Raw genomic sequence first — 21,999 nt, 5'->3', positions numbered from 1 at the left:
AGCTATTTTTATGGTTGTTATCTGAAAAAAAAGAATTCAACTTATTTTTCAATCTAGAATGATTTACATTTTCAATAGTGATGGTTATGATATATTTTAGTAGTTTGCAAACAGGGAGAGCAGATTTGAAAAATATGTTATTCAGAGAGGATTTACAATCATGATTCGTCGTTTTATCGCTTACTATAAACCGCATAAGAAATTATTTACCCTTGATTTTACTAGTGCCATTATCGTGGCTTTATTGGAGTTGGCATTTCCACTAGCTGTTCAATGGTTTATCGATGATCTTTTACCAGATGAAAATTGGTCGATGATTGTGTCAGTAAGTGCAGGTTTGCTTGCTCTTTACTTAATGAGTATGTTCCTCCAATATATCGTCAACTATTGGGGGCATAAACTTGGCATTAATATTGAAACTGACATGCGACAGGAATTATTTCAGCATGTGCAAAAGCAGTCATTTCGCTTTTTTGACAATACAAAAACAGGTCATGTCATGAGTCGGGTTACAAATGATTTATTTGATATTGGGGAATTAGCCCATCATGGGCCAGAAGATGCATTCATTGCGGTTATGACTTTTGTAGGTGCTTTTTGGATTATGCTCACGATTAATGTCCAACTAGCGCTTGTCACGTTCTTAGTCGTACCATTTCTCATTTGGTTAATTACGTATTGTAATATTCATATGAACAAAGCTTGGAAAAGAATGTATGGTGAGATTGCCGATATTAACGCTCGTGTGGAAGACGCTGTTTCTGGAGTGCGTGTCGTACAATCATTCACAAACGAAAAATTTGAGATATCTAGGTTTACAACCAATAATCAAAGATTTCGTACCGCTAAATTAGCTGCCTATAAAGTAATGTCTTATACTTCAGCTGGAATGTATATGATGACTCGTTTGTTTATTCTTATCGTGTTAGTTTACGGTGCATGGTTGAGTTTTACTGGAGCACTTTCATACGGTGAATTGGTCGGATTCGTCCTCTATGTTAATGTTCTCTTTAAACCGATTGATAAAATCAGTGCATTAATGGAACTCTATCCAAAAGGAATGGCTGGTTTTAAACGCTTCACAGAGTTGCTCGATACAATTCCAGAAGTACAAGATAAAAAGAATGCGATCGAAGTAGGAAGTTTACACGGTGACATCTCTTTACAGAACGTGAGCTTTGCTTACGATCAAAGTAAACAAGTATTAGAGAATATTGATTTGCAAATTAACGCAGGTGAAACTGTTGCTTTTGTTGGGCCTTCAGGTGCTGGGAAAACAACGATTTGCTCCTTGATTCCTCGTTTCTATGATGTTGATGAAGGAAGTATTAAAATAGATGGTATCGATCTGCGGGATATGACGAAAAGGTCCCTTCGTTCCAATATCGGGATTGTGCAACAGGATGTGTTCCTTTTTACTGGAACATTAAAAGAAAATATCGCATACGGTAACCTTGATGCAACGGATGAAGAAATTAGAGAAGCTGCACGTCGTGCGCATTTAGAGGATTTCATTCATTCTCTTCCTGAAGGCTATGAGACACAAATCGGGGAGCGAGGATTAAAGCTATCTGGAGGGCAAAAGCAGCGAATTGCTATCGTTCGTATGTTTTTGAAAAATCCACCAATCCTCATTTTGGATGAAGCAACATCGGCTTTGGATACAGAAACAGAACTCATTATCCAAAAGGCATTGAATGATCTCGCCCAAAATAGAACAACTTTAATTATTGCCCATAGATTGGCAACGATTCGCAACGCTGATCGTATCGTAGTCGTAACAGAAGATGGAATTGCAGAAGAAGGAAGTCATGATGAGTTAATTAGACGTGGTGGAATATTTGCCAATCTTCATAACGTACAATATCAGCAAAGTTAAATGCTCTTTTCTATTTTGCTAAGGATGGTTCGTACAAAAAGACTAAGTTAAATAAAAGGGGGAATTTATCGTGAAGCTTCGTGTTTCAGCTGTACAATACAAACTTCAAACAGTAAGCTCCTTCGAAGAGTTTGCTAATCAATGTGTTCATTATGTTAAAACTGCCCAAGAGTTTGGAGCAGAATTTGTTTTATTTCCTGAGTTTTTTACGACGCAACTTCTATCTATCGGAGACGAAACAGGTGCTGCCTTAACGATAAATGATTTACCGCACTTTACAGAACTTTACTTAAGACTGTTTTCAGAACTAGCGAAAACGACCAATATGCACATCATTGGTGGTACCCATGTGATAGAAAGAGAGGGTAAGCTTTATAATGTTGCACACTTTTTTTATCCCGATGGAAGGGTGGGGGAACAAGCGAAGCTTCACATTACACCAACAGAAGTAGAAGAATGGAATATGTCGGCTGGTGAAGATTTTAAAGTGTTTGATACGGATAAAGGTAGAATCGCTATTTTAACGTGTTATGATATTGAGTTTCCTGAGATTGTCAGGATGGCAAAGGCGAAAGGGGCAGACGTTATTTTCTGTCCATCTTGTACAGATGATCGCCATGGTTTTCATCGAGTTCGTTATACAAGTCATGCCAGAGCGATTGAAAACCAAGTGTATGTTGTGCTAACAGGTACAGTTGGTTCATTGCCAACAGTTGACTTTATGAGAGCCAACTTTGGTCAGGCGGCAGTGATTACGCCGAATGATATTCCATTTCCACCAAAAGGGATTATGGCTGAAGGTGAATTAAATGATGATATGATCGTTACTGCTGACCTGGACTTGGCTCTACTTTACGAAGTACGTGAAAGAGGTGCAGTAACGACTTGGAGAGATCGCCGTACAGATCTATATGTCGATTGGGAAAAATCAAGTAAGGACGAAATCAATGAGCTATAGAAGTGAATTCTATGTTTTTGATGAAGGGAAGACGCTGCCTGCGGTTATCAGAAGTTATCATATGAATGATTTTGATGAGCTCATTCAAATCCAGTCAGAATGTTTTCCACCACCATTTCCAGCAGAATTATGGTGGAATAAGGAACAATTAAAGAATCATACAACATTGTTTCCTGAAGGTGCCATTTGTATGGAAGTTGATGGAGAGCTAGCAGGTTCTTTAACGGGTTTGCTCGTTGATTTTGACCCGAATCATCCGAACCATACTTGGGAGGATATTACAGACAATGGATATATTAGAACCCATTTACCAAATGGGAACACCCTTTATATTGTGGACATCAGCGTGCGACCCAAATATCGGAAATTAGGTGTAGGCAAAATGATGATGCAGGCGATGTATCATCTGGTGATTCAAAAAGGACTCGACCGTTTACTCGGTGGTGGTAGAATGCCGGGCTACCATCATTTTGCAGACCGTTTAAGTCCGCAGCAATATGTAGAGGAAGTTGTTGGAGGAAAGGTGAAAGATCCGGTGATATCATTCCTCTTAAAATGTGGAAGAACACCAATCGGACTAGTTGAAAATTATTTAGAAGATGAAGAATCTCATCACTACGGGGTTCTAATGGAATGGAAAAATCCGTTCCAAAAAATGTAATTAAAAACCTATGGGAACTATTCCCATAGGTTTTTTAAGTTGGGAATATATGTTAAGATAACATTATTAATAGAATAGTAGGTGGTTCCAATCGAACATCAAAGCGACGTTGTTTTATCGATAAAAGAACTTCGAAAAAGTTACGGGTCAAAGGAAGTATTAAAGGGAATTGATTTAGAAATAACAGCTGGCCAAATCATCGGATATATTGGTCCAAACGGTGCTGGAAAAAGTACGACCGTAAAGATTTTACTAGGATTAGAAGAAGGTTACTCTGGGGAAATTAAAGTACTTGGAGAAAACATTATTAATAATGTAGATTACAAACGGAAAATAGGCTATGTACCAGAAATTGCAGAGATGTATGATAATTTAACCGCATATGAATATTTAACCTTTATCGGTGAATTATATGGACTTGACTTTGAGGAAGTAGAGCAAAAATCAGAAAAAATGATGGACTTGTTCGGTTTGCGTGGACAATACCATGCGAGAATATCCTCTTTTTCAAAAGGGATGAGGCAAAAGCTTTTGATCATCTCTAGTTTGTTACACAATCCAGAACTACTTTTCTTTGATGAACCGATTAACGGACTTGATGCCAATAGTGTCATGGTATTTAAAGAAATACTCTCCCAGCTTGCGCAACAAGGGAAAACAGTCTTTTATTCTTCACATATAATGGACGTTGTTGAGAAAATTAGTAGTCGCATAATCTTACTTAATGGTGGAAAAATAGTGGCAGATGGTAGTTTTGAAGACTTAAAGACGCAAAATACAGAAGGTACACTTGAGGAAATCTTTAATCAATTGACTGGCTTTCATGAACATAAGGGAATTGCCGAACAATTTGTACGTGTTATTCAAGGTGAGCGAGAATGAGAGAGTTCCAAACATTAAAGTTCCTAGATTTATTCAAACCTATCTTCATAAAGTTCGGGATTGACTATGACGTTATGCGGCGAATTCTTCAAGTTAAGCTTCTGATGGATCAAAGGAGAGTTCCAACGATTTTTAACCAATCTAAAAAGAAGAATCCAGATCAAAATCATTTTTTAAAATCATTATGGATGTATGTTCTGTTAGGAGCTCTATTAATTCCCTTTATGATCTTAGGCGATCATTATTTGTTTCAAACAAGTATTATTTTTGGAGTCGTCATGTTTTTAACGATGACTTCAATGATTTCTGATTTTTCCTCCGTATTATTGGATATTCGAGACAAAACGGTACTCTCTACAAAGCCAGTAGAACGAAAGACAATTAGTATGGCAAAAACGATTCACGTCTGTATTTATCTCTTTTTTCTATCAGGAGCTTTGATAATTCCGAGTATGATTGCTGGTCTAATTAAGCATGGGATTCTATTTACGATTATCTTTGTGCTTGAAATTATTTTAATAAATATGCTGATTGTCGTTGTAACGGCTATGATCTATTTTACGATTCTTAAATTTTTTGATGGGGAAAAACTAAAGGATCTCATCAATTATGTACAAATCGGCTTATCAATTACGATAGCAGTTGGCTATCAATTTATTGCTAGATCCTTTGATCTAATGAATCTTGATATTGTCTTCGTACCAAGTTGGTGGCAATTTTTGATCCCGCCTATCTGGTATGGGGCTCCCTTTGAATGGTTGTTAAAAGGTCAATCCACCCCATTTTATATTGGTTTATCAACGATAGCTCTTGTCATTCCAATTAGTGCAATGTTTGTCTATATTAAAATGATGCCAGCCTTTGAGAAGTATCTACAAAAGCTGTCCAACCATAATGGAACGAAGGGGAAGAAACAGTCTGGATTTAAGCGTTGGGTAATGAATATTCTGTGTTTTAGTAAAGAAGAGAAGGCGTTTTATCGCTTTTCAGAACTAATGATGAAAAATGAACGGGAGTTTCGTTTAAAGGTTTACCCGAGTCTAGGATTCTCCCTCGTTTTCCCCTTTATTTTTATCATGAATCAGTTGACGATTAATACTTATTCAGAAATTGCCTCAAGTAGATGGTATTTATCGATTTATTTTTGCTCGATCGTGATCCCTACTGCAGTGATGATGATCAAGTATTCCGGTAAATATAAAGGGGCATGGATCTATAAGGCAGCACCGATTAAAGATTGGCATGCCTTATACAATGGAACCATGAAAGCATTTATTGTCAATTTGTACTTACCTGTATTTTTGTCAGTTAGTCTTATATTTATCTTTATTTTTGGATTTAGAATTATTCCAGATCTAATGATTGTCTTATTAAGCTCACTTTTGTTCGCCTATATTTGTATGAAAACGTTGTTGAAATCACTTCCTTTTTCAGAATCATTTGATGACTCACAAAAGGAAATGGGCTTAAAAGTGTTGCCGTTTATGTTCGTAATTGCTCTCTTCTTCGGAATTCATTACCTCGCTCTTCTCATCCCGTAGGGAGCATGGCTATATACGGTATTATTAGTGATCGTTCAAATCATTATTTGGGCAAATCCTTTCAGATCTCGAAGTAAAGCGATCCAAAAGCAAAATCCTCTTGACATCTGACCGTGAACTCGGCATAATATATAAAAATATTGAACGTTAATGAAGGACTAGTACGCCATAAGCGAAAGTGTAAGAGAGTGGAATTTATGAGCTGAGAGATTCCATCACGTGAGCTTTGCGGAACCTACCTTTAGAGTCCTATGCAAACATAGGCGCAGATCTTCAGCGTTATGAGTTTAAGTGGAATGTATTAACATTCAAACAAGGTGGTACCACGGAAAGTTCAACCCTTTTCGTCCTTATTTATGAGGGCGAAAAGGGTTTTTTGATCTTTATTTAAGGCTCTTTCAAAAATATCAAATGGACGATCCTTATTGATAGAATCAAACACAACAGAGAAAAGAGTTTGCTTCTTTCATCCGTGGAACGATGCAACAGGGCGTTAGGTCCTTTCAAAAAACGATAATCCAAACGAAAATAGCCTGATATAAAGGAGTAAAAATAATAATGGATAAGAAACGAATCGTAGTTAAAATTGGCAGTAGTTCTTTAACGAATTCAAAAGGGGAGATCGATGAAGAAAAACTAGGTGATCATGTGAAAGCGATCGTTTCAGCGAGGAAAGCAGGGCATGAACTTATCCTTGTTTCTTCTGGAGCAGTAGCAGCTGGGTTCACAAAACTTGGTTATCCAAGTAGACCTGTGACATTAAAAGGAAAACAAGCTTCAGCAGCTGTAGGGCAGAGTCTTTTGATCCAAACATATGCTAGAGAACTTGAGCCATTTGGGATCACGCCAGCACAGATCCTTTTAACGAGAAATGACTTCTCTAAAAAAGAGCGTTATCGCAATGCGTATTCAACGATTTCAGAACTTTTGGGGCGGGGGATCCTTCCTATTATTAATGAAAATGACTCGGTCTCTGTTGAGGAACTGACCTTTGGCGATAATGACATGCTATCAGCACTAGTTAGTGGCATGATTCATGCTGATCAGCTCATTATTTTGACCGATATTAATGGCTTATATGATCGCAATCCTCGAGATCATCGTGATGCGATACGATTTGATTTTTTAGAGGATGTTACGGAAAAAATGATTGATGGAGCGGATGGAGCTGGTTCAAATGTTGGAACAGGTGGAATGAAATCAAAACTACTCGCAGCAAAGATGGCGATCTCATTAGGGGTGAAAGCATTTATCGGTTTAGGAAGAGGAGAGGATAAGCTCCTCCGGATTCTAACTGGAGAGGGTGATGGAACGTATATCGGAAAGGAATTCCTTTCGACTGTGAAAAATCATAAACAATGGATTTCTCTACATTCACCAATAGCAGGGAAATTATTTATTGATCAAGGTGCGGAAGAAGCTCTACTTTCACATGGGAGTAGTCTCCTTCCTGCAGGAATTTATGGAGTGGATGGAGTATTTGATAAAGGGAATGTTGTTGAAGTATATGGTCGAAGCGGCTTTTTAGGAAAGGGTGAGGTTTTATATTCTTCCGATGAAATTCGCAAGCTGATGGGGAAAGGGAAGGAAGAAATCCAATCAGAAAAAATATATACGACAAATGAAGTGATCCATCGGGACCAGTGGGTTCAATTATATGAAGGGAGAGATGAACATGAGTGAGGTTATTTTAAAAGGTCAAAAGGCAAAAGCAGCTAGTTATCAATTAGTAGGAGTCACGACGGAAGAAAAAAATCGAGCTTTATTAAAAATTGGCGATAAATTAATCTTTGAAAAAGAGCAGTTGATTGCCGAAAATCAAAAGGATTTGCATGCTGGAAAAGCAAAAGGTTTATCTGACAATGTGCTTGATCGAATCATGCTAAATTCGAAACGCATTGAGGACATGGCAGCGGCGATAAAGCTATTAGTGCAGTTAAAGGATCCAATTGGAAGTAATCTTGAAACAATCGAGAAAGACAATGGCTTATTGATAAAAAAAAATCGAGTTCCAATCGGAGTAATCGGCATGATCTATGAGGCTCGTCCGAATGTGACCATTGATGCCGCCACTTTATCTTTAAAAACAGGGAATGCCGTTATTCTTCGGGGAAGTTCCTCGGCATATTATTCAAATAAAGCGCTCGTTCAAGTAATCCACCAAGCACTTGAAGAAACGATTATTCCTCTTGATGCTGTACAACTGATTGAGGATACAAGTAGAGAAACGGCGAAGGAATTGTTCACATTAAATGATTATTTAGACGTACTTATTCCTCGAGGTGGTAAGGCGTTAATTGATACGGTTGTACGAGAATCGACCGTACCGGTATTAGAAACTGGGGCAGGGAATTGTCATGTCTATGTAGATGAGTCAGGAAAGTATGAGATGGCAGAGAAGATTATTTTAAATGCAAAAACCCAACGTCCATCTGTTTGTAATGCAATTGAGACCGTACTTATTCACGAAAAGTGGTTTAAAGATCATGGTTCCCAATTATTAACCGCTTTATCAAATCACGGGGTAGAAATTTTCGGAGATGAAAGAGTCGTCCAATTTTATGAGAAAGCTTTGCCGGCAACGGAGGAGGATTGGGCAACGGAGTACTTAGCACTTAAAATGAGTGTAAAAGTGGTTGGTGATGTGTATGAGGCAATTGAACATATTAATCAATATGGGACAAAGCACTCGGAATCGATTGTGACAGAAACAAATGAAAATGCTGAAGTATTTATGTTGAAAGTGGATGCGGCAGCAGTGTATCACAACGCTTCTACTCGATTTACCGATGGCTTTGAATTTGGCTATGGTGCAGAAATTGGGATTAGTACGCAAAAATTACACGCTCGAGGCCCAATGGGACTCGAAGCGTTAACATCAAGCAAATATTATATTTTGGGTACTGGACAGATAAGAGAGTAATATAGTCATTGCCTACAAACCACCTATTTGAAGGTTTTATCCTTTCGGTCCATGCGTTTATTCTGTAATAACTTTAATTCAAGACGGTCGTCTTCTAGCGATAGATACCCTAAATTGCTGTCCATTTCTACAATCGTATTGTTCGATAATGTGTAAGGCTGGATGAACTCTTTCCATAAGTAGGACTTCCCCTTAGTTGAATTTTTTTGATGATAGAGAAGATTAAAGGTAGAGTCACACGAGCGTTGGAGTTCATTCTTTCCTTTCAATAAATGATAACCCTTCAGAATCCGTTGTAATAAGAATTTGGATAAAGTAGAAAAGCTTTCATTTTTAAGTGGACTACTTGTCAATTGGTGTACATATCTAGTTTGTTCGTCTTCAAAATGTACTTTTGTCTTTAAAGCTGAGGCGATGTGAGTATCCCCAGATAAGATGACGCAGTGATTTGGATTCCACTGTGCAATGCGGCGGTGAAATTCATAGAAGCCTTTCCCGTTGAATCTCCAAAGTTCTAAATCAAAAGCAGTTTGTACGGGTAGTCGCCAACTTTTTAGTGGCATGACAAAACGGTATAGGAGCCTTTCTAATAATCTGATTCCATAAAATGGAACAGGTGAGACTAATATAAGGGGACTGTTACTTTTCCATCCGCTTTTGTGAAGTTGTTGAGAAAGAATATCCCACCCTTCATCATTGATTAATCGTGGTCCAGTTGTTATTTCTTTTGAGGCTTTTAGAGGTTGAACTGGTTTCGGTGTGAGGTCATAGGAGCGTTTCGTTCTCGTATCTAGAAATAAAGCCAATGGATTCGTTGGTGCAACAAAAGACCATTTATCAAATTTTAGTACCGTCTCGATCCAGTATCGGTACGTAACGGAGTGAGGATGAAGTGTATTTAAATATTGCTCAATATGATACGTAAAACGATGGTCAAATTGTTTCGGATCATTTCCCCATCCTTGGAAGGCAAAAAATGCAGTTAATCCATTAGCAATTACATGTTTTCCTAAATTCGCGTGTTTTACATTTTCACTCCACTCTAAAGAGATATTCCAATCGTCTGTAATATCGTGGTCATCAAAGATCATATAGGTGGGAATATTGGCTAATAATCTTCGAATCTTTGGTAATGCTTGCTGGAACCGGATTAATTCTTCTAGATGACGATCGTACTGTCTTTTTTGCTCCAGAAATTCTCTTGCATGCTCCCCCTCATAGCCATTTTCTTTCGGATAAATAAAGTAATATTTCTCTTTGTTTACGAGTTCGTCAAAGGAAGGAATGAGATGTTCTTCGTTTGCCACTTGCCACAATTCTGGACTAAAGCTTAGAAGATACATCGCTGCAAACTCTCCGAAGGTTAGTAAATGATTATGCCCTTTACTTGATGTGAATTTACAAAAATTCTCTATTATAAATTGTCTACCATGAACTTGATTGAGCGCCTTCTTAAAATGTTCGTTCTTCAGCCGTTCATCTATATTCGTGACATTTTCTTGATCGTTCGTCAATTCCAATGCAACATCAGAGATGAAAGGCATAATGGGATCGGCTACATCATCTGCGTAAATTTGATCCCCTATTAAAAATAGGGAGCTAGGTCTGTTCATTTTATCAAAATAGGTTTCTTTCAGCTTCATGTCACCACTCTCTAATGCATCCTTACCTTTTCCATGAAGTTTTCGACATGAACCAAATAAAATATTTTTATCTTGATTCGTGAGAAAAAAAGTAGGATATTTTACATGATGGTATGTGATGGAAAATTCATTTTTCGATGAAAGTAAGCCTAAACTTCCTAGATCAAAAGTTTCATCCGGACATGTAAAATGAAGATTATAACCGAATAATTGTTGCTGCGGGAACAGACCCATCCTAGGTGAAAGTTCGATCAAATATATATAAAGATTGTTCCCAAGTTTCATTGAATTTACTTTCGTGTAAATCGAGACTGGTTCATATTTATATTCATATTGAAAGGAGGTATGTTTAATCTCATATAAATCGGCAATGATTTCAAAGGCATCGCTCATGGCAACCCATATATAGGCTTTTGTAGGTTCGACTCTGCGAATAATAGGTCCTGCTAAAAGTTTTGGTAGTTTCATTGAACATCACAGCTCCAATAAGTTAGAGTTATGATAGTATATTCATTTATCGCTATTACGTGTGCTCTAGCCCATTTTGGTTAGATTCTTTCTTGAATGGAATCCTTATAAAGCACATACTGAATGATTCTTATTATAAAAATTCGAAAAAAAGAAACTTTTTCCATATATTTTTAGTCTAATATAAAGAAGAATATTGGAGAGGAGGTCACATATGTTTCCGGAAAAAAAGAAAAAGAAATCCAACGCTCCCTTCCGTGTTAATCTATTATTTTTTGCTGTTTTTGCCATGTTTTCAATACTTGTATTACGTTTGGGAGTCGTTCAAATTGTTAAAGGAGAAGATTATAAGAGAGACATTGAGAAAACAGAAGATGTTATCGTCAGTCAATCCGTGCCACGTGGCAGAATGTTTGATCGAAACGGAGCCATTATTGTAGATAATACTCCGAAAAACGCCATTACATATACGAATTATGGAGTAAGTGCGAAAGAGATGCTCGAGGTAGCGGAAAAGCTTGCTTTACTCATTGACTTCGAGCCAAAAAGAGTGCAGGAACGAGATAAAAAAGATTACTGGCTGACAAAAAATCTTGAGCGTGGCGATGAAAAAGTCCCTGAAGAAGAACGGAAAAAACTAAAGGATGAACTTGATCAGAAGGAATATGACAAAAAGGTATATGACCTAAAGTTAGAGAGGATAACCGAAGAAGATTTAGCAGAATTAACAGAGCAAGATCTCGAAATTATTGGCATTTATGCAATCTTTAGCAGTGGTTATGCCTTAACACCACAAATTGTTAAAAATGAAGGAGTAACTGACGAGGAATTTGCGATTGTGAGCGAAAACCTTCAATATTTGCCTGGAGTCGATACAACGACAGATTGGGATCGGACGTATTCATTTGATAAAACGTTAAGAACAATTCTAGGTGGAGTTACAAATACGAACGAAGGCTTGCCGAAGGAGCGTTTAGACTATTTCCTAGCAAGGGATTATAGTCTAAACGATCGCGTCGGAAAAAGCTATCTTGAGGCTCAGTATGAAGATGTTTTGCATGGACAGAAAGCAAAAGTGAAAAATATTACCGATAAAACAGGAAATACGTTAAGTACAGAAGTAGTATCAGAAGGACAAAGAGGAAAAGATCTTGTGTTATCGATTGATATGGACTTACAGCTGGAAGTTGAGAAAATTATAGAGAAGCATCTTACGAGTGCGAAGCAAAAACCTAGAACTGGTTTTCTAGACAGAGCCTTTGTGGTGATGATGGATCCGAATACGGGGGAAGTTCTGTCAATGGCAGGGAAGCAACTTGCGAAAAATGAAGAGACAGGAAAAATGGAAATGCAAGATTTCGCTGCAGGTACAATCACAACATCCTATAATGTCGGTTCATCTGTGAAAGGGGCAACGATTTTAACTGGATTTCAAACAGGTGCTATTACACCAAATACATATATTCGTGATACGCCAATTAAAATTAAAGATACCCCTTTAAAAGGTTCCTACAGTAATAATTTGGGAACACTAGATCCTGTTGGGGCATTAAGGGTATCCTCTAACGTTTATATGTTCCACACAGCTATCAGAATGGCGGGAGCAAGGTATGAATACAATCAGCCATTAAGAATTAGTCCTGCTGCATTTGATACGATGAGACAGTCTTTTAGCCAATTTGGTTTAGGGACTCGAACAGGCATTGATCTTCCAAATGAACAAATTGGTTTTAAAGGAGAAGCCACTAAACCAGGTTTCCTTTTAGATTTATCAATTGGACAGTACGATACGTATACACCAATGCAACTCGCTCAATACGTTTCAACGATTGCCAATGGTGGAAATCGTGTTCAAGCACGACTTGTGAAAGAAATTCGTGAGCCGATTATGGAGGGAGATAAGCTAGGTCCTTTATTTGAAGAAATCCAACCGACAATACTAAATCGATTAGATCTAGAATCTGGTTGGATGGAAACGGTCCAAAATGGATTTCGTCAGGTTGCAACTTCAGGAACGGCAAGTAAATTCTTTGCCGGAAAAGAATATTTGCCTGCAGGGAAGACAGGTACAGCACAGGCGTTTTATGATGGCCCTGATCGAAAAAACTACGATGAGCCACCTAGTGTGATAAATTTAAGTTTTGTTGGCTATGCACCTTATAATAAACCCGAAGTAGCCATTGCAGTCATTGTTCCGTGGGCATACACAGGACAGAGCGTTCATCAAGCAAATCTAACTATTGGTGAAGAAGCAATGGACGCTTATTTTAACCTAAAAAAACAACGTGAAGAAAAGAAAATGCAAAACGTTAACTCAGATTAATGTTACGAAGTATCGGAGGCACTAAATGGCGCCTCCGATTCCTTGTTTAATGTTGTTCATTATTTTGTTGCAATTGTTGTTGACCGAGTCGGACGAGTCGTTTCGTCATCTCCCCTCCAACTGATCCATTTGCACGCGCGGTCGTATCTGCACCAAGCTGTACCCCAAACTCGTTGGCGATTTCCTCTTTCATTTGGTTAAGAACATTTTCAGAACCAGGAACCAAAAGTTTGTTTCTTGCCATGATACATCACTCCCTTGCATGATTTGAGCATTGATCATCAATCAATTGCTCATTTTTAATGTAACCGAGTTGATTTAACACTATGCAAGTAATCATCAAGCTTCATCATTCGTCATTTCTTCCAAAAAAGGTTTATTTACAAAATAATACATATATCCCATCAAAACACTTCCACCGATTAAATTCCCTATTGTAACAGGTACTAAATTATGAATAACGCCACCGAAAGAAATCGTGCCTGGGTGATTGAGTACGAGTGCGATCGCAAATGTACACATATTAGCAATACTGTGTTCATAACCAGAAATAAAAAAACAGAAAACAAATAAGATCATGACGAATAGCTTTGCTCCATCTTGCTTTAATGTCATCGGAATAAAAAAGGCAAGGCACACGAGCCAATTACAAAGAATACCGCGAAAGAATAACTCGGTTGTTGGAATATGCATTTTTTTCTCTACAACATCAAGGAGATAGGCATTGACGGAAGCTTCTGCATACAGTTGAGTCGTGAAAATAAGAAGCGCAAACATGGTGGCCCCAATAATATTACCGATATAGCTCCATGTTAAGAGAATCGCCACATCTACCCACTTCATTTTTTTCGTAAAGCAGCGAAAGTAAAATAAAATGTATTCCCTGTAAACAAATCTCCTCCACCGTTAGCGATTAAAATGATCGCTGCGCCAAATGTGAAAGCTGCCATTGGATAAGCAACAGGTGAATGTTCATTATAAAAATATCCCCCTGTTTTAAAGGCAACAATGACTCCGAAACCAATAAACATACTAGCTAATGCGGCTCTTAAAATATAATGAATCGGATTAATATGATAATATTTTTGTTTTTTTAACGCTAATTTTTCGACCTCTAATAACGGTTTTACTTCCATCAAAACCATCCATTCTGAGCAAATTTTATACCCTATTTTTTGTATGTCATGAAGAAATATGTAGGGGTACATCAAAAATAATCTGTTTTCATATAAAAGGAGGAATTGGGGATATTATGAAAAAATGGATCAAGGGAGGGGGGAGTTCGTGCGCCGCCATTTGAAAAAACCTAAAAAGCTTAAAGAGACGATAGAATTACAGCGCCAAATTGAAAAGGAAGTAGTGGGGGAAATTACACGTAATATTGATCTTCTAAAATCGATATTTACGGACTGTTCAGATGTTAAATTCCGTCCTTTAAAGGTCGAAGAAAGAACTGCTTACTTAATTTTTATAGATGGATTAATTGACAATACAAGTATCCAATTTAATGCATTGCACGAATTATTATCTGAAACCCAAATAGACGATTTAACAGCTGACTATATCCAACAAAAAATGGTTTCAATTAGTGATGTTTTGGAAGCAAACCAGTTAGCTGAGATTGTGAAGCAGGTGTTAGATGGCAATACGATACTTTTAGTCGATGGCATTGCTCAGGCACTCGTCTTAAATGCGAAAGGTGGTGAAAGACGAGCAGTAGCAGAACCTGAAACGGAGACAGCAGTCCGTGGACCTAGAGAAGGGTTTACAGAAAGTATTGCTGTTAATATCGCCTTAATTAGACAAAAAATTAGGTCAAGTCATCTTAAATTAATCACGAGAGAAATCGGAACAGAAACGAGAACGATTATAGGGGTCATGTATCTTGATAATCTTGCTTCACCAGATTTAGTAGCAGAAGTTCAAAAACGTCTTAGCCGCATAAAAATTGATGCTATTTTAGAAAGTGGCTATATTGAAGAACTCATTGAAGATGAACCAAGAAGTCTATTCCCACAAATCCAAAATACAGAACGTCCAGATACAGTAGCAGGCAATCTTTTGGAAGGTCGTGTGGCAATACTTGTGAATGGAAGTCCATTTACATTAATCTTGCCAACAACCTTTTGGCAACTACTACAGGCAAATGAAGATTATTATCATCGCTTTCATATTTCCATTTTCATTAGAGCTTTACGGATATTAATGATTTTCTTAGCCTTAATGCTACCAGCCATTTATATTGCGGTAACAACGTATCATCAAGAAATGATCCCCACCAATTTACTATATAGTATTGCCGCAAGTAGAGAGGCGATTCCATTCCCGGCATTTGTTGAAGCGATGATTATGGAGATCGCTTTTGAGTCGCTTCGGGAAGCAGGTCTACGCTTACCCAAGGTGATTGGGCAAGCAGTGAGTATCCTCGGTGCTCTTGTCATTGGACAAGCTGCTGTTGAGGCAGGAATTGTATCTGCCCCGATGGTCATCATTGTTAGTTTAACAGGTATCGCTTCATTCACCATTCCTAAATTCAATCTAGCGATAACGATTCGTATGCTAAGGTTTCCGATGATGGTTCTTGCTGGCCTTTTTGGCTTGTTTGGGGTTTCAATTGGCTCCATCATGATTGTTACCCATTTATGTAAACTTCGCTCATTTGGAGCTCCATATTTTTCTCCACTAGGTCCATTAAATTGGAAAGAGCTAAAGGATGTATTTATACGTGCACCATGGTGGGCAATGGACAGACGTCCTACTCAAACGATACGAGAGAATGTGAAAAGACAAACTGATCATTTGAGGCCATCACCAATGAATAATGAGTAGTTCTACAGTAGAGGTGTATTCGGATGAAAAAAAGCTGTTTTATCATAATATTATTCATTTGTGTGTCACTTTTGAGTGGATGCTGGGACCGTACAGAAGTGAATGATTTAGCGTTTGTCATTGCGACCGGATTTGACAAATTAGGGGAAAATGATTTTCGTATTTCTGCCCAGACACCTTTGCCAAGTGCAATGGGCGGTCCAAGTGGTGGTGGAGGAACTAGTGGGAACTCTCCATTTTATGTTGATTCAGGCAAAGGGAGAAATATAAGGGAGGCGGATGATGACCTGCAAAAACGAGTGTCACGTGAGTTATTTTTAGCCCATCGTCGTGTTTTTATCTTTGGGGAAGAGGTAGCTTCAGGAGGAATTGAGCGTTCATTAAATTATATTTTGGAGCATCCCGAATCCCGCTTATCTACTTTTTTGCTCATTGCTAAAGGTGAAGCTCTTGATATTTTGACAGCATCTCCCCATTTTGAACTGCTTCCTTCTGAAGCGGTGAGGGAGCTGGCGAAAACAAACTTAAATATCGATACTCGTGATGTTATTAATGATTTGCATCTCCCTGGAAAGGATCCGATCATCCCCGTCGTTAAAACAGTAAACACACAAAATAAAGGCAATGACGAAAGAAAGGAAGTTCAACTGGACTCAATCGGGATTATGAAGGATGATACCTTAAAATTTTTTACCAATGAGGATGAAACAAGTGGAATTTATTGGCTACATAATAAAATGCGGCAAAAGAAAATCACTGTCGCCATTGACAAAGAGTCTGAATTAAATTTAATCATTCGTGATTATAAACTTAAACCAAGTTATCAGGTAAACAATCATATTCCGGAGTTTACGATTGGGCTCTTTGTAAATGGAACACTTTTACAAAATGAAGCGATGCTTGATTTAGAAGATGAAGAAGTTTATAAAATGGCCACCACTAAATTTGCCGACCAGATAAGGAAACAAGTCGAAGGAGTCATCGACCATGCGAAATCTGAAGGGATAGATCCATATGGTCTAGGTTGGTTTGTGTATAAAACAGATAATATTCTTTGGGAAAAACATTTGGCCAAAAAATGGAGGGATATACTCCCGAATTTAAAAATCCATATAGATGTAAATGCAGAGATTACAAGAGTGAACAATAAAGGAATTAAAATAAGGGAGGCAAAGTGATGCGGATACTGTTAATGATTGTTCTCTGTTTAACGATTTATTTCATCAGGCTTCGAAAAGCGATTATGAAAGATAAAAAAGAGCGTCGCGCATTCTTTTTCTTCTCGTTTTTATCCATTACAATGGCTACTTTTATTTTCTTTGAAGTTCCAATTGATCGAATTACCAGTTTTTTCAACCAAACATTAGGCGAAATAACTAAGCATGTGATTAAAATATGATTAGACAACAACTTTCCACCTTTCAAATCGCCTGTCTAATCGGGAACTTTATCTTTTCAGGCACGCTTATTTCATTGCCGCAAATCATGATTGAAGTTTCTAAGCAAAATACATGGCTCGTTGTCCCGCTTACATATCTTCTCACAATCATGCTTATTTTCTTACTTTGTAGAAATCCGGAAAAATTAAAGAAAATGAGAGGATTGTTTAATGCTGATAAAAAAACATGGCTTCAGAACACTTTTCTCATCCTCTTCTTTTTCTTTATTTTATTTATGTTTATCCGAGATTTTCGTGCCGTTAACAGTTTTATCGATGGTGTTTTACTACCTGATACGCCAATAGAAGTTATCGCGATATTGACCACACTGACGTTAATTTATATTACTTTAACAGGTGTTGAGGTAATTTCAAGAATTACCGTCATCCATTTTATGACCATTTCAGCAGTGGTTATCGCATTACCATTCATGCTGATAAATGAGATTCAACTGCCTAATCTTTTACCAATAGGTGGAGTAAACTCAGTTCCCGAAATTTTAAAATCGTCGTATATTTTTTTCCCGTGGATGATGGAAGCGATTATTATCGTTTTTTTATTTGTTTTCTTTAAACCAATTGAACATTTAAAAAAAGCAGGATTGATCGGAACAAGCGTGGGTTTTTTACTGCTATTTATACTAATTGTATTGAATATTACGGTTCTTGGAGTTGCAGTTTCTTCGGAGGCAACTTATCCAAACATCGCCCTTATTCAACAGATTAACCTAACCGATTTTCTTGACCGTTTAGATTTGGTCATTGAAGTAGTGTGGATTCCCTCGATGCTCTGCAAACTTTCGTTATTAATGTTTTGCATCAATAAATTAATGAATGTGTTTAGAAAGACAGACTCTGATCTTAGCTTGGTACCGTTGGCTTTGTTGTTAGGATTAACGATTCATTTATCCAAAAATAATCTTGATTCTATTGAATATTCATTCTTCACTTGGCCAACAAAAGGGCTTCTGCTAGAAAGTAGTATTGTAACCGTCTTTTTACTGATAAAGAGAAAAAGGGGGAAAGGGAAGAAAAAGGCAGAGGGTTAGTCCTCTGTTTTTTTCAGTAATCGTTCTTTCTTATGTCTTTAAATTTCCATATGTTATATTCGTTAATTATAAAATGAAGCAACATGAGGGTTATTTTTTCTCCTCTTTTTTCCTACAATAATAGTAAGCTAAGATCTTTAAGTTGTCAGGTAAGTTTCATATGAGTTAAAATGTTTACTAGATGAAACATTTTTATATATATGCATAGAATCAATTTAGCGAATTAAATATGAGAGCACTTTGAAGGTAAGTAATAAACGATAATTTTCTCTGTAAACAAAAATGGGAAAGTCAATTAGAAGGAGAATGAGAAATGGATGAAAATTTATTGCTTGCATTTGGACTCACATTAATGGCTGGTTTGGCAACTGGCATCGGGAGTGTTCTCGCTTTCTTTACGAAAACAACGAATACGAAGTTTCTCTCCCTTGCACTTGGTTTTTCAGCAGGTGTTATGATTTATGTGTCCATGATAGAAATTTTCGTAAAGGCGCAGGATGCGCTTGTCGGCTCGTTAGGAGAAAAATCTGGGAATTGGGCTACAGTTGGCGGCTTTTTCGGTGGAATGCTTCTCATCGCACTCATTGATAAATTTATACCGAAGCAGGGAAATCCTCATGAACTGAAAAAGGTCGAAGATATGGAATCCAATAAAAAAGCAGTTCAAGATCCAGCGCTTTTGAAAATGGGGACATTTACAGCCCTTGCGATTGCCATTCATAACTTTCCAGAAGGGATTGCCACCTTCACATCAGCTCTGCAGGATCCAGCACTTGGAATTCCCATTGCCATAGCGATTGCGATTCACAATATTCCAGAAGGGATTGCTGTTTCTGTTCCCGTTTACTTTGCAACAGGGGATCGGAAAAAAGCATTTAAGCTTTCCTTTTTATCAGGTCTTTCTGAGCCAATTGGTGCGGTGGCAGCATACTTCTTGCTTATGCCATTTTTGAATGATGTCATGTTTGGGATCATCTTCGCTGGAGTAGCGGGAATTATGGTTTTTATTTCTCTCGATGAATTATTGCCAGCCGCCAAGAAATTTGATGAAGCCCATATTTCCATATACGGGTTAATTGCAGGAATGGGTGTTATGGCCATTAGCTTATTATTAGTCATATAAACTTTTGAAGCTGATTCGATTGGTCAATCTTCTTGATCAATGGAGTCAGCTTTTACTATTAAAGAACGGGTGACCCTAATTGCCACTAGAAATTAGCGATAATTAAAATTATAATGAGATTACTTGAGCAAGTGGAGTATGCAATATGTTTGCATAAGCCTGTAAGAGGAGTGTAAAAGTTGGCAATAAGAAATATCCCCCTTAGAGAAAAAAGTATCATTTTTATTGGCTTCATGGGTGTTGGCAAAACAACGATTGGTAGTGAAGTGGCAAAAAAGCTGTATCGTGATTTTTATGATGTTGATGCAGAAATAGAAAAAGAATATGGAATGTCTGTAAGGGAAATATTTGAAAACTTCGGAGAAGACGAATTTCGAAAAAGAGAAAAGGAAATGATATTCAAGCTATGTGATCAGCGTTTAAACATCATTTCATTAGGTGGAGGAGCCTTTTTACAAGAGGACATTAAGCAACGTTGTTTACAGAAAGGGATTGTATTTTTCCTTGATTTATCTTGGGACTCTTGGAAGGATAGAATTAGTTTGCTTATTGATAGCCGTCCAGTGTTACATGGTAGGACGATAGAAGATATTGAAAAGCTTTTTTACGATAGACAGGAAATTTATTCAGTCCATCATTCAAGAGTCGAAACAGATCATCTTGAAATCGAAGAAGTGGCTAATTATATTGTAGACTCCATTAAACTAGCTTGGGATCTTTATGAACCACAAAAATAAAGAAAAGGAGTGATTACCTCGTTGAGAATCAGACTTATTAAAGCGATTCCGAATATGTTTACGCTCGGGAACTTATATTGCGGTTTTTTATCGATTGGCTTTGCGTCGTATGGAGAGTATAAAAATGCGGCTATCCTTATTTTAATCGGGATGATGTTAGATAGTATGGATGGTCGCTTGGCAAGGATGTTAAAAGCAGATAGCACGTTAGGAAAAGAATTAGACTCATTAGCGGATATTGTTTCATTTGGTGTAGCACCATCTTTTTTAGTGTATTATACATATTTTCATCAATTTGGTTTAATTGGTTTACTCATTGCCGGCTTATTTCCGCTGTTCGGCGCCTATCGTCTAGCCCGTTTTAATATCAGTACGGATAAAACCTCACTCAATTATTTTATTGGTGTTCCAATAACTGCGGCAGGGGGAATTCTTGCTCTGTTGACTTTATTTGGGGGCAGATTGCCTGATATTATCACAACAGTAGTGTATACAGCACTTTGTTTTCTAATGGTCAGCAGAATTCGAATTCCTAGTCTTAAGGAAGTTCCACTACCTAAATACGGAACCATTGTCACGATCTTTATCGGCTGCCTTCTCTATGTGATATATAAAGGAACATATGGAAAATTTCCTTATTTAATTTATATCGCAGCACCTTTATATGTAGCGTATTTAGCTTACCGATTTGTGAAGGGTAGACATAAAAAAGAAGTTGAATAAATTCAAACCAGCTTCCTCGAGATTTCGAGGGAGTTTTTTTGTTTTTTTAGGAAATTATAGATTTCGCAGTTGTGTATAACTTTGTTACGAAGTGTATCTACGTCTAGCTTCAGCGCCTATCGCCTAACAAACTTCAGGTCCCCTCCCTACGATAAGTCAACCAAGAATTGCTATCGCAATTCAGGTTTCCTATATCTCAGTTGAGGCCCTTCCAGTTATGTACGGCGATGTTCAAGGCGCTTGCGCTTTTGTTCTTCTTCATTCTATATCTTGACAACGAAAAAAATGCTCATTATAGTTAAATAGGTGAACTATTAAACGATTTAATTATTAGGTGGTGATCGTATAAATGTGTAATGAAAATATTCAAATATTGGTTGAACGTTATGTAGATGTTTCGTTTTCAGTGACGAAAAAAGCAGAAGCATTGATTTCTGAACAATTAGGAAGCAATTTAACACATGAACAACTCCATATCTTAAGGTATATAAACCGAGTTGTTTCATGTACATCAACCATTCTTGCTGAAGAGTTTGAAGTGAAAAAAAGTGCGATTACAGCAATCATAACCCGACTATGTGATAAAGGCTTTATTCAAAGAACGAGAGATGAAAAGGACCGTCGAGTTGTATACTTGACATTGACAGAAAAGGGCGAAGAATTTTACAGGAAAGTTGAAGAGAGAGTCAATCAATTAGTTCAAGGGCTGATTTCTCAGTTTGAACCATCTGAAATTGAACAATTTATTGGAACATATGAAAAATTAAACCGTGCTTTTATTGAACTTAAGAATATGAAATAGAAGAAAATCAGACAAAAAAG

General features: G+C 37.4%; 18 protein-coding genes and 1 pseudogene. 16 read left to right on the top strand and 3 right to left on the bottom strand.

Translation table 11 applies throughout. From position 1 onward, the window contains the following. Positions 1–160 precede the first annotated feature (160 nt). The 7 genes from BMSHG_RS17555 (at position 161) to BMSHG_RS17525 (ending at position 8,844) form a co-directional block, all read left to right on the top strand. Positions 161–1,879: an ABC transporter ATP-binding protein gene (locus BMSHG_RS17555; protein ID WP_019155773.1), complete on the top strand. Its 1,719-nt coding sequence runs from the start codon at positions 161–163 to the stop codon at positions 1,877–1,879. Between the two features lie 70 nt (positions 1,880–1,949). Further along, positions 1,950–2,837, top strand: a complete 888-nt coding sequence (locus BMSHG_RS17550) for a carbon-nitrogen hydrolase family protein (RefSeq protein ID WP_019155772.1) — start codon at positions 1,950–1,952, stop codon at positions 2,835–2,837. Then, positions 2,827–3,498 (top strand): GNAT family N-acetyltransferase, encoded by a 672-nt coding sequence (locus BMSHG_RS17545; RefSeq protein WP_019155771.1) that lies wholly within the window; start codon positions 2,827–2,829, stop codon positions 3,496–3,498. The genes BMSHG_RS17550 and BMSHG_RS17545 overlap by 11 nt, the downstream gene beginning before the upstream one ends. Before the next feature lie 81 nt (positions 3,499–3,579). After that, positions 3,580–4,380, top strand: coding sequence for an ABC transporter ATP-binding protein (locus BMSHG_RS17540; protein WP_019155770.1), 801 nt, complete (start codon positions 3,580–3,582; stop codon positions 4,378–4,380). Further along, positions 4,377–5,921 (top strand): hypothetical protein, encoded by a 1,545-nt coding sequence (locus BMSHG_RS26475; protein WP_019155769.1) that lies wholly within the window; start codon positions 4,377–4,379, stop codon positions 5,919–5,921. Before BMSHG_RS17540 ends, BMSHG_RS26475 begins: the two co-directional genes overlap by 4 nt. Positions 5,922–6,479: 558 nt before the next feature. Continuing rightward, complete coding sequence (proB, locus tag BMSHG_RS17530) at positions 6,480–7,604, top strand: glutamate 5-kinase (RefSeq protein ID WP_019155768.1); 1,125 nt, start codon at positions 6,480–6,482, stop codon at positions 7,602–7,604. After that, positions 7,597–8,844 carry a glutamate-5-semialdehyde dehydrogenase gene (locus BMSHG_RS17525; protein ID WP_019155767.1) on the top strand — a complete coding sequence of 416 codons (1,248 nt, stop codon included), beginning with the start codon at positions 7,597–7,599 and terminating at the stop codon, positions 8,842–8,844. Before proB ends, BMSHG_RS17525 begins: the two co-directional genes overlap by 8 nt. Before the next feature lie 23 nt (positions 8,845–8,867). Here the strand turns inward: BMSHG_RS17525 and BMSHG_RS17520 are convergent, their stop codons facing one another. Beyond that, entirely contained in the window at positions 8,868–10,955 is a 2,088-nt protein-coding gene (locus BMSHG_RS17520; protein ID WP_019155766.1) for a metallophosphoesterase family protein, read from the bottom strand. 214 nt (positions 10,956–11,169) lie between these two features. Here BMSHG_RS17520 and BMSHG_RS17515 point away from each other — a divergent pair, with 214 nt between their 5' ends. Beyond that, positions 11,170–13,278 carry a peptidoglycan D,D-transpeptidase FtsI family protein gene (locus tag BMSHG_RS17515; protein ID WP_019155765.1) on the top strand — a complete coding sequence of 703 codons (2,109 nt, stop codon included), beginning with the start codon at positions 11,170–11,172 and terminating at the stop codon, positions 13,276–13,278. Positions 13,279–13,324: 46 nt separating this feature from the next. Here BMSHG_RS17515 and BMSHG_RS17510 read toward each other — a convergent pair whose 3' ends face one another. Then, a complete protein-coding gene (locus BMSHG_RS17510) occupies positions 13,325–13,522 on the bottom strand; it encodes an alpha/beta-type small acid-soluble spore protein (protein ID WP_019155764.1) in 198 nt (65 codons plus the stop codon). A gap of 95 nt (positions 13,523–13,617) precedes the next feature. Beyond that, positions 13,618–14,414 (bottom strand): annotated as a pseudogene (locus BMSHG_RS26470) (formate/nitrite transporter family protein). A 124-nt stretch (positions 14,415–14,538) separates the two neighbouring features. Here BMSHG_RS26470 and BMSHG_RS17500 point away from each other — a divergent pair. The 8 genes from BMSHG_RS17500 (at position 14,539) to BMSHG_RS17465 (ending at position 21,979) form a co-directional block, all read left to right on the top strand. Beyond that, positions 14,539–16,107, top strand: coding sequence for a spore germination protein (locus BMSHG_RS17500; RefSeq protein WP_019155763.1), 1,569 nt, complete (start codon positions 14,539–14,541; stop codon positions 16,105–16,107). Between the two features lie 23 nt (positions 16,108–16,130). Continuing rightward, on the top strand, positions 16,131–17,285 hold the full coding sequence (locus BMSHG_RS27175) for a Ger(x)C family spore germination protein (protein WP_019155762.1): 1,155 nt from the start codon (positions 16,131–16,133) through the stop codon (positions 17,283–17,285). Then, entirely contained in the window at positions 17,285–17,506 is a 222-nt protein-coding gene (locus tag BMSHG_RS17490) for a hypothetical protein (RefSeq protein WP_019155761.1), read from the top strand. Before BMSHG_RS27175 ends, BMSHG_RS17490 begins: the two co-directional genes overlap by 1 nt. Next, positions 17,503–18,594, top strand: coding sequence for a GerAB/ArcD/ProY family transporter (locus tag BMSHG_RS17485; RefSeq protein WP_019155760.1), 1,092 nt, complete (start codon positions 17,503–17,505; stop codon positions 18,592–18,594). Before BMSHG_RS17490 ends, BMSHG_RS17485 begins: the two co-directional genes overlap by 4 nt. Before the next feature lie 313 nt (positions 18,595–18,907). After that, a complete protein-coding gene (gene zupT, locus BMSHG_RS17480) occupies positions 18,908–19,717 on the top strand; it encodes a zinc transporter ZupT (protein ID WP_019155759.1) in 810 nt (269 codons plus the stop codon). Positions 19,718–19,950: 233 nt separating this feature from the next. Then, the gene (locus BMSHG_RS17475) at positions 19,951–20,454 is read left to right on the top strand and encodes a shikimate kinase (RefSeq protein ID WP_051030950.1); all 504 of its coding nucleotides are present in this window, start codon (positions 19,951–19,953) and stop codon (positions 20,452–20,454) included. Positions 20,455–20,481: 27 nt separating this feature from the next. Then, positions 20,482–21,177: a CDP-diacylglycerol--serine O-phosphatidyltransferase gene (gene pssA / locus BMSHG_RS17470; RefSeq protein ID WP_026073507.1), complete on the top strand. Its 696-nt coding sequence runs from the start codon at positions 20,482–20,484 to the stop codon at positions 21,175–21,177. 349 nt (positions 21,178–21,526) lie between these two features. Beyond that, complete coding sequence (locus tag BMSHG_RS17465) at positions 21,527–21,979, top strand: MarR family winged helix-turn-helix transcriptional regulator (RefSeq protein WP_019155756.1); 453 nt, start codon at positions 21,527–21,529, stop codon at positions 21,977–21,979. Positions 21,980–21,999: the final 20 nt, after the last annotated feature.

The organism is Robertmurraya massiliosenegalensis JC6, from assembly GCF_000311725.1.
Taxonomy (GTDB): domain Bacteria; phylum Bacillota; class Bacilli; order Bacillales; family Cytobacillaceae; genus Robertmurraya; species Robertmurraya massiliosenegalensis.
Note: the sequence above shows the minus strand (reverse complement) of the source record. Positions and strands in the feature narration are given on the sequence as shown.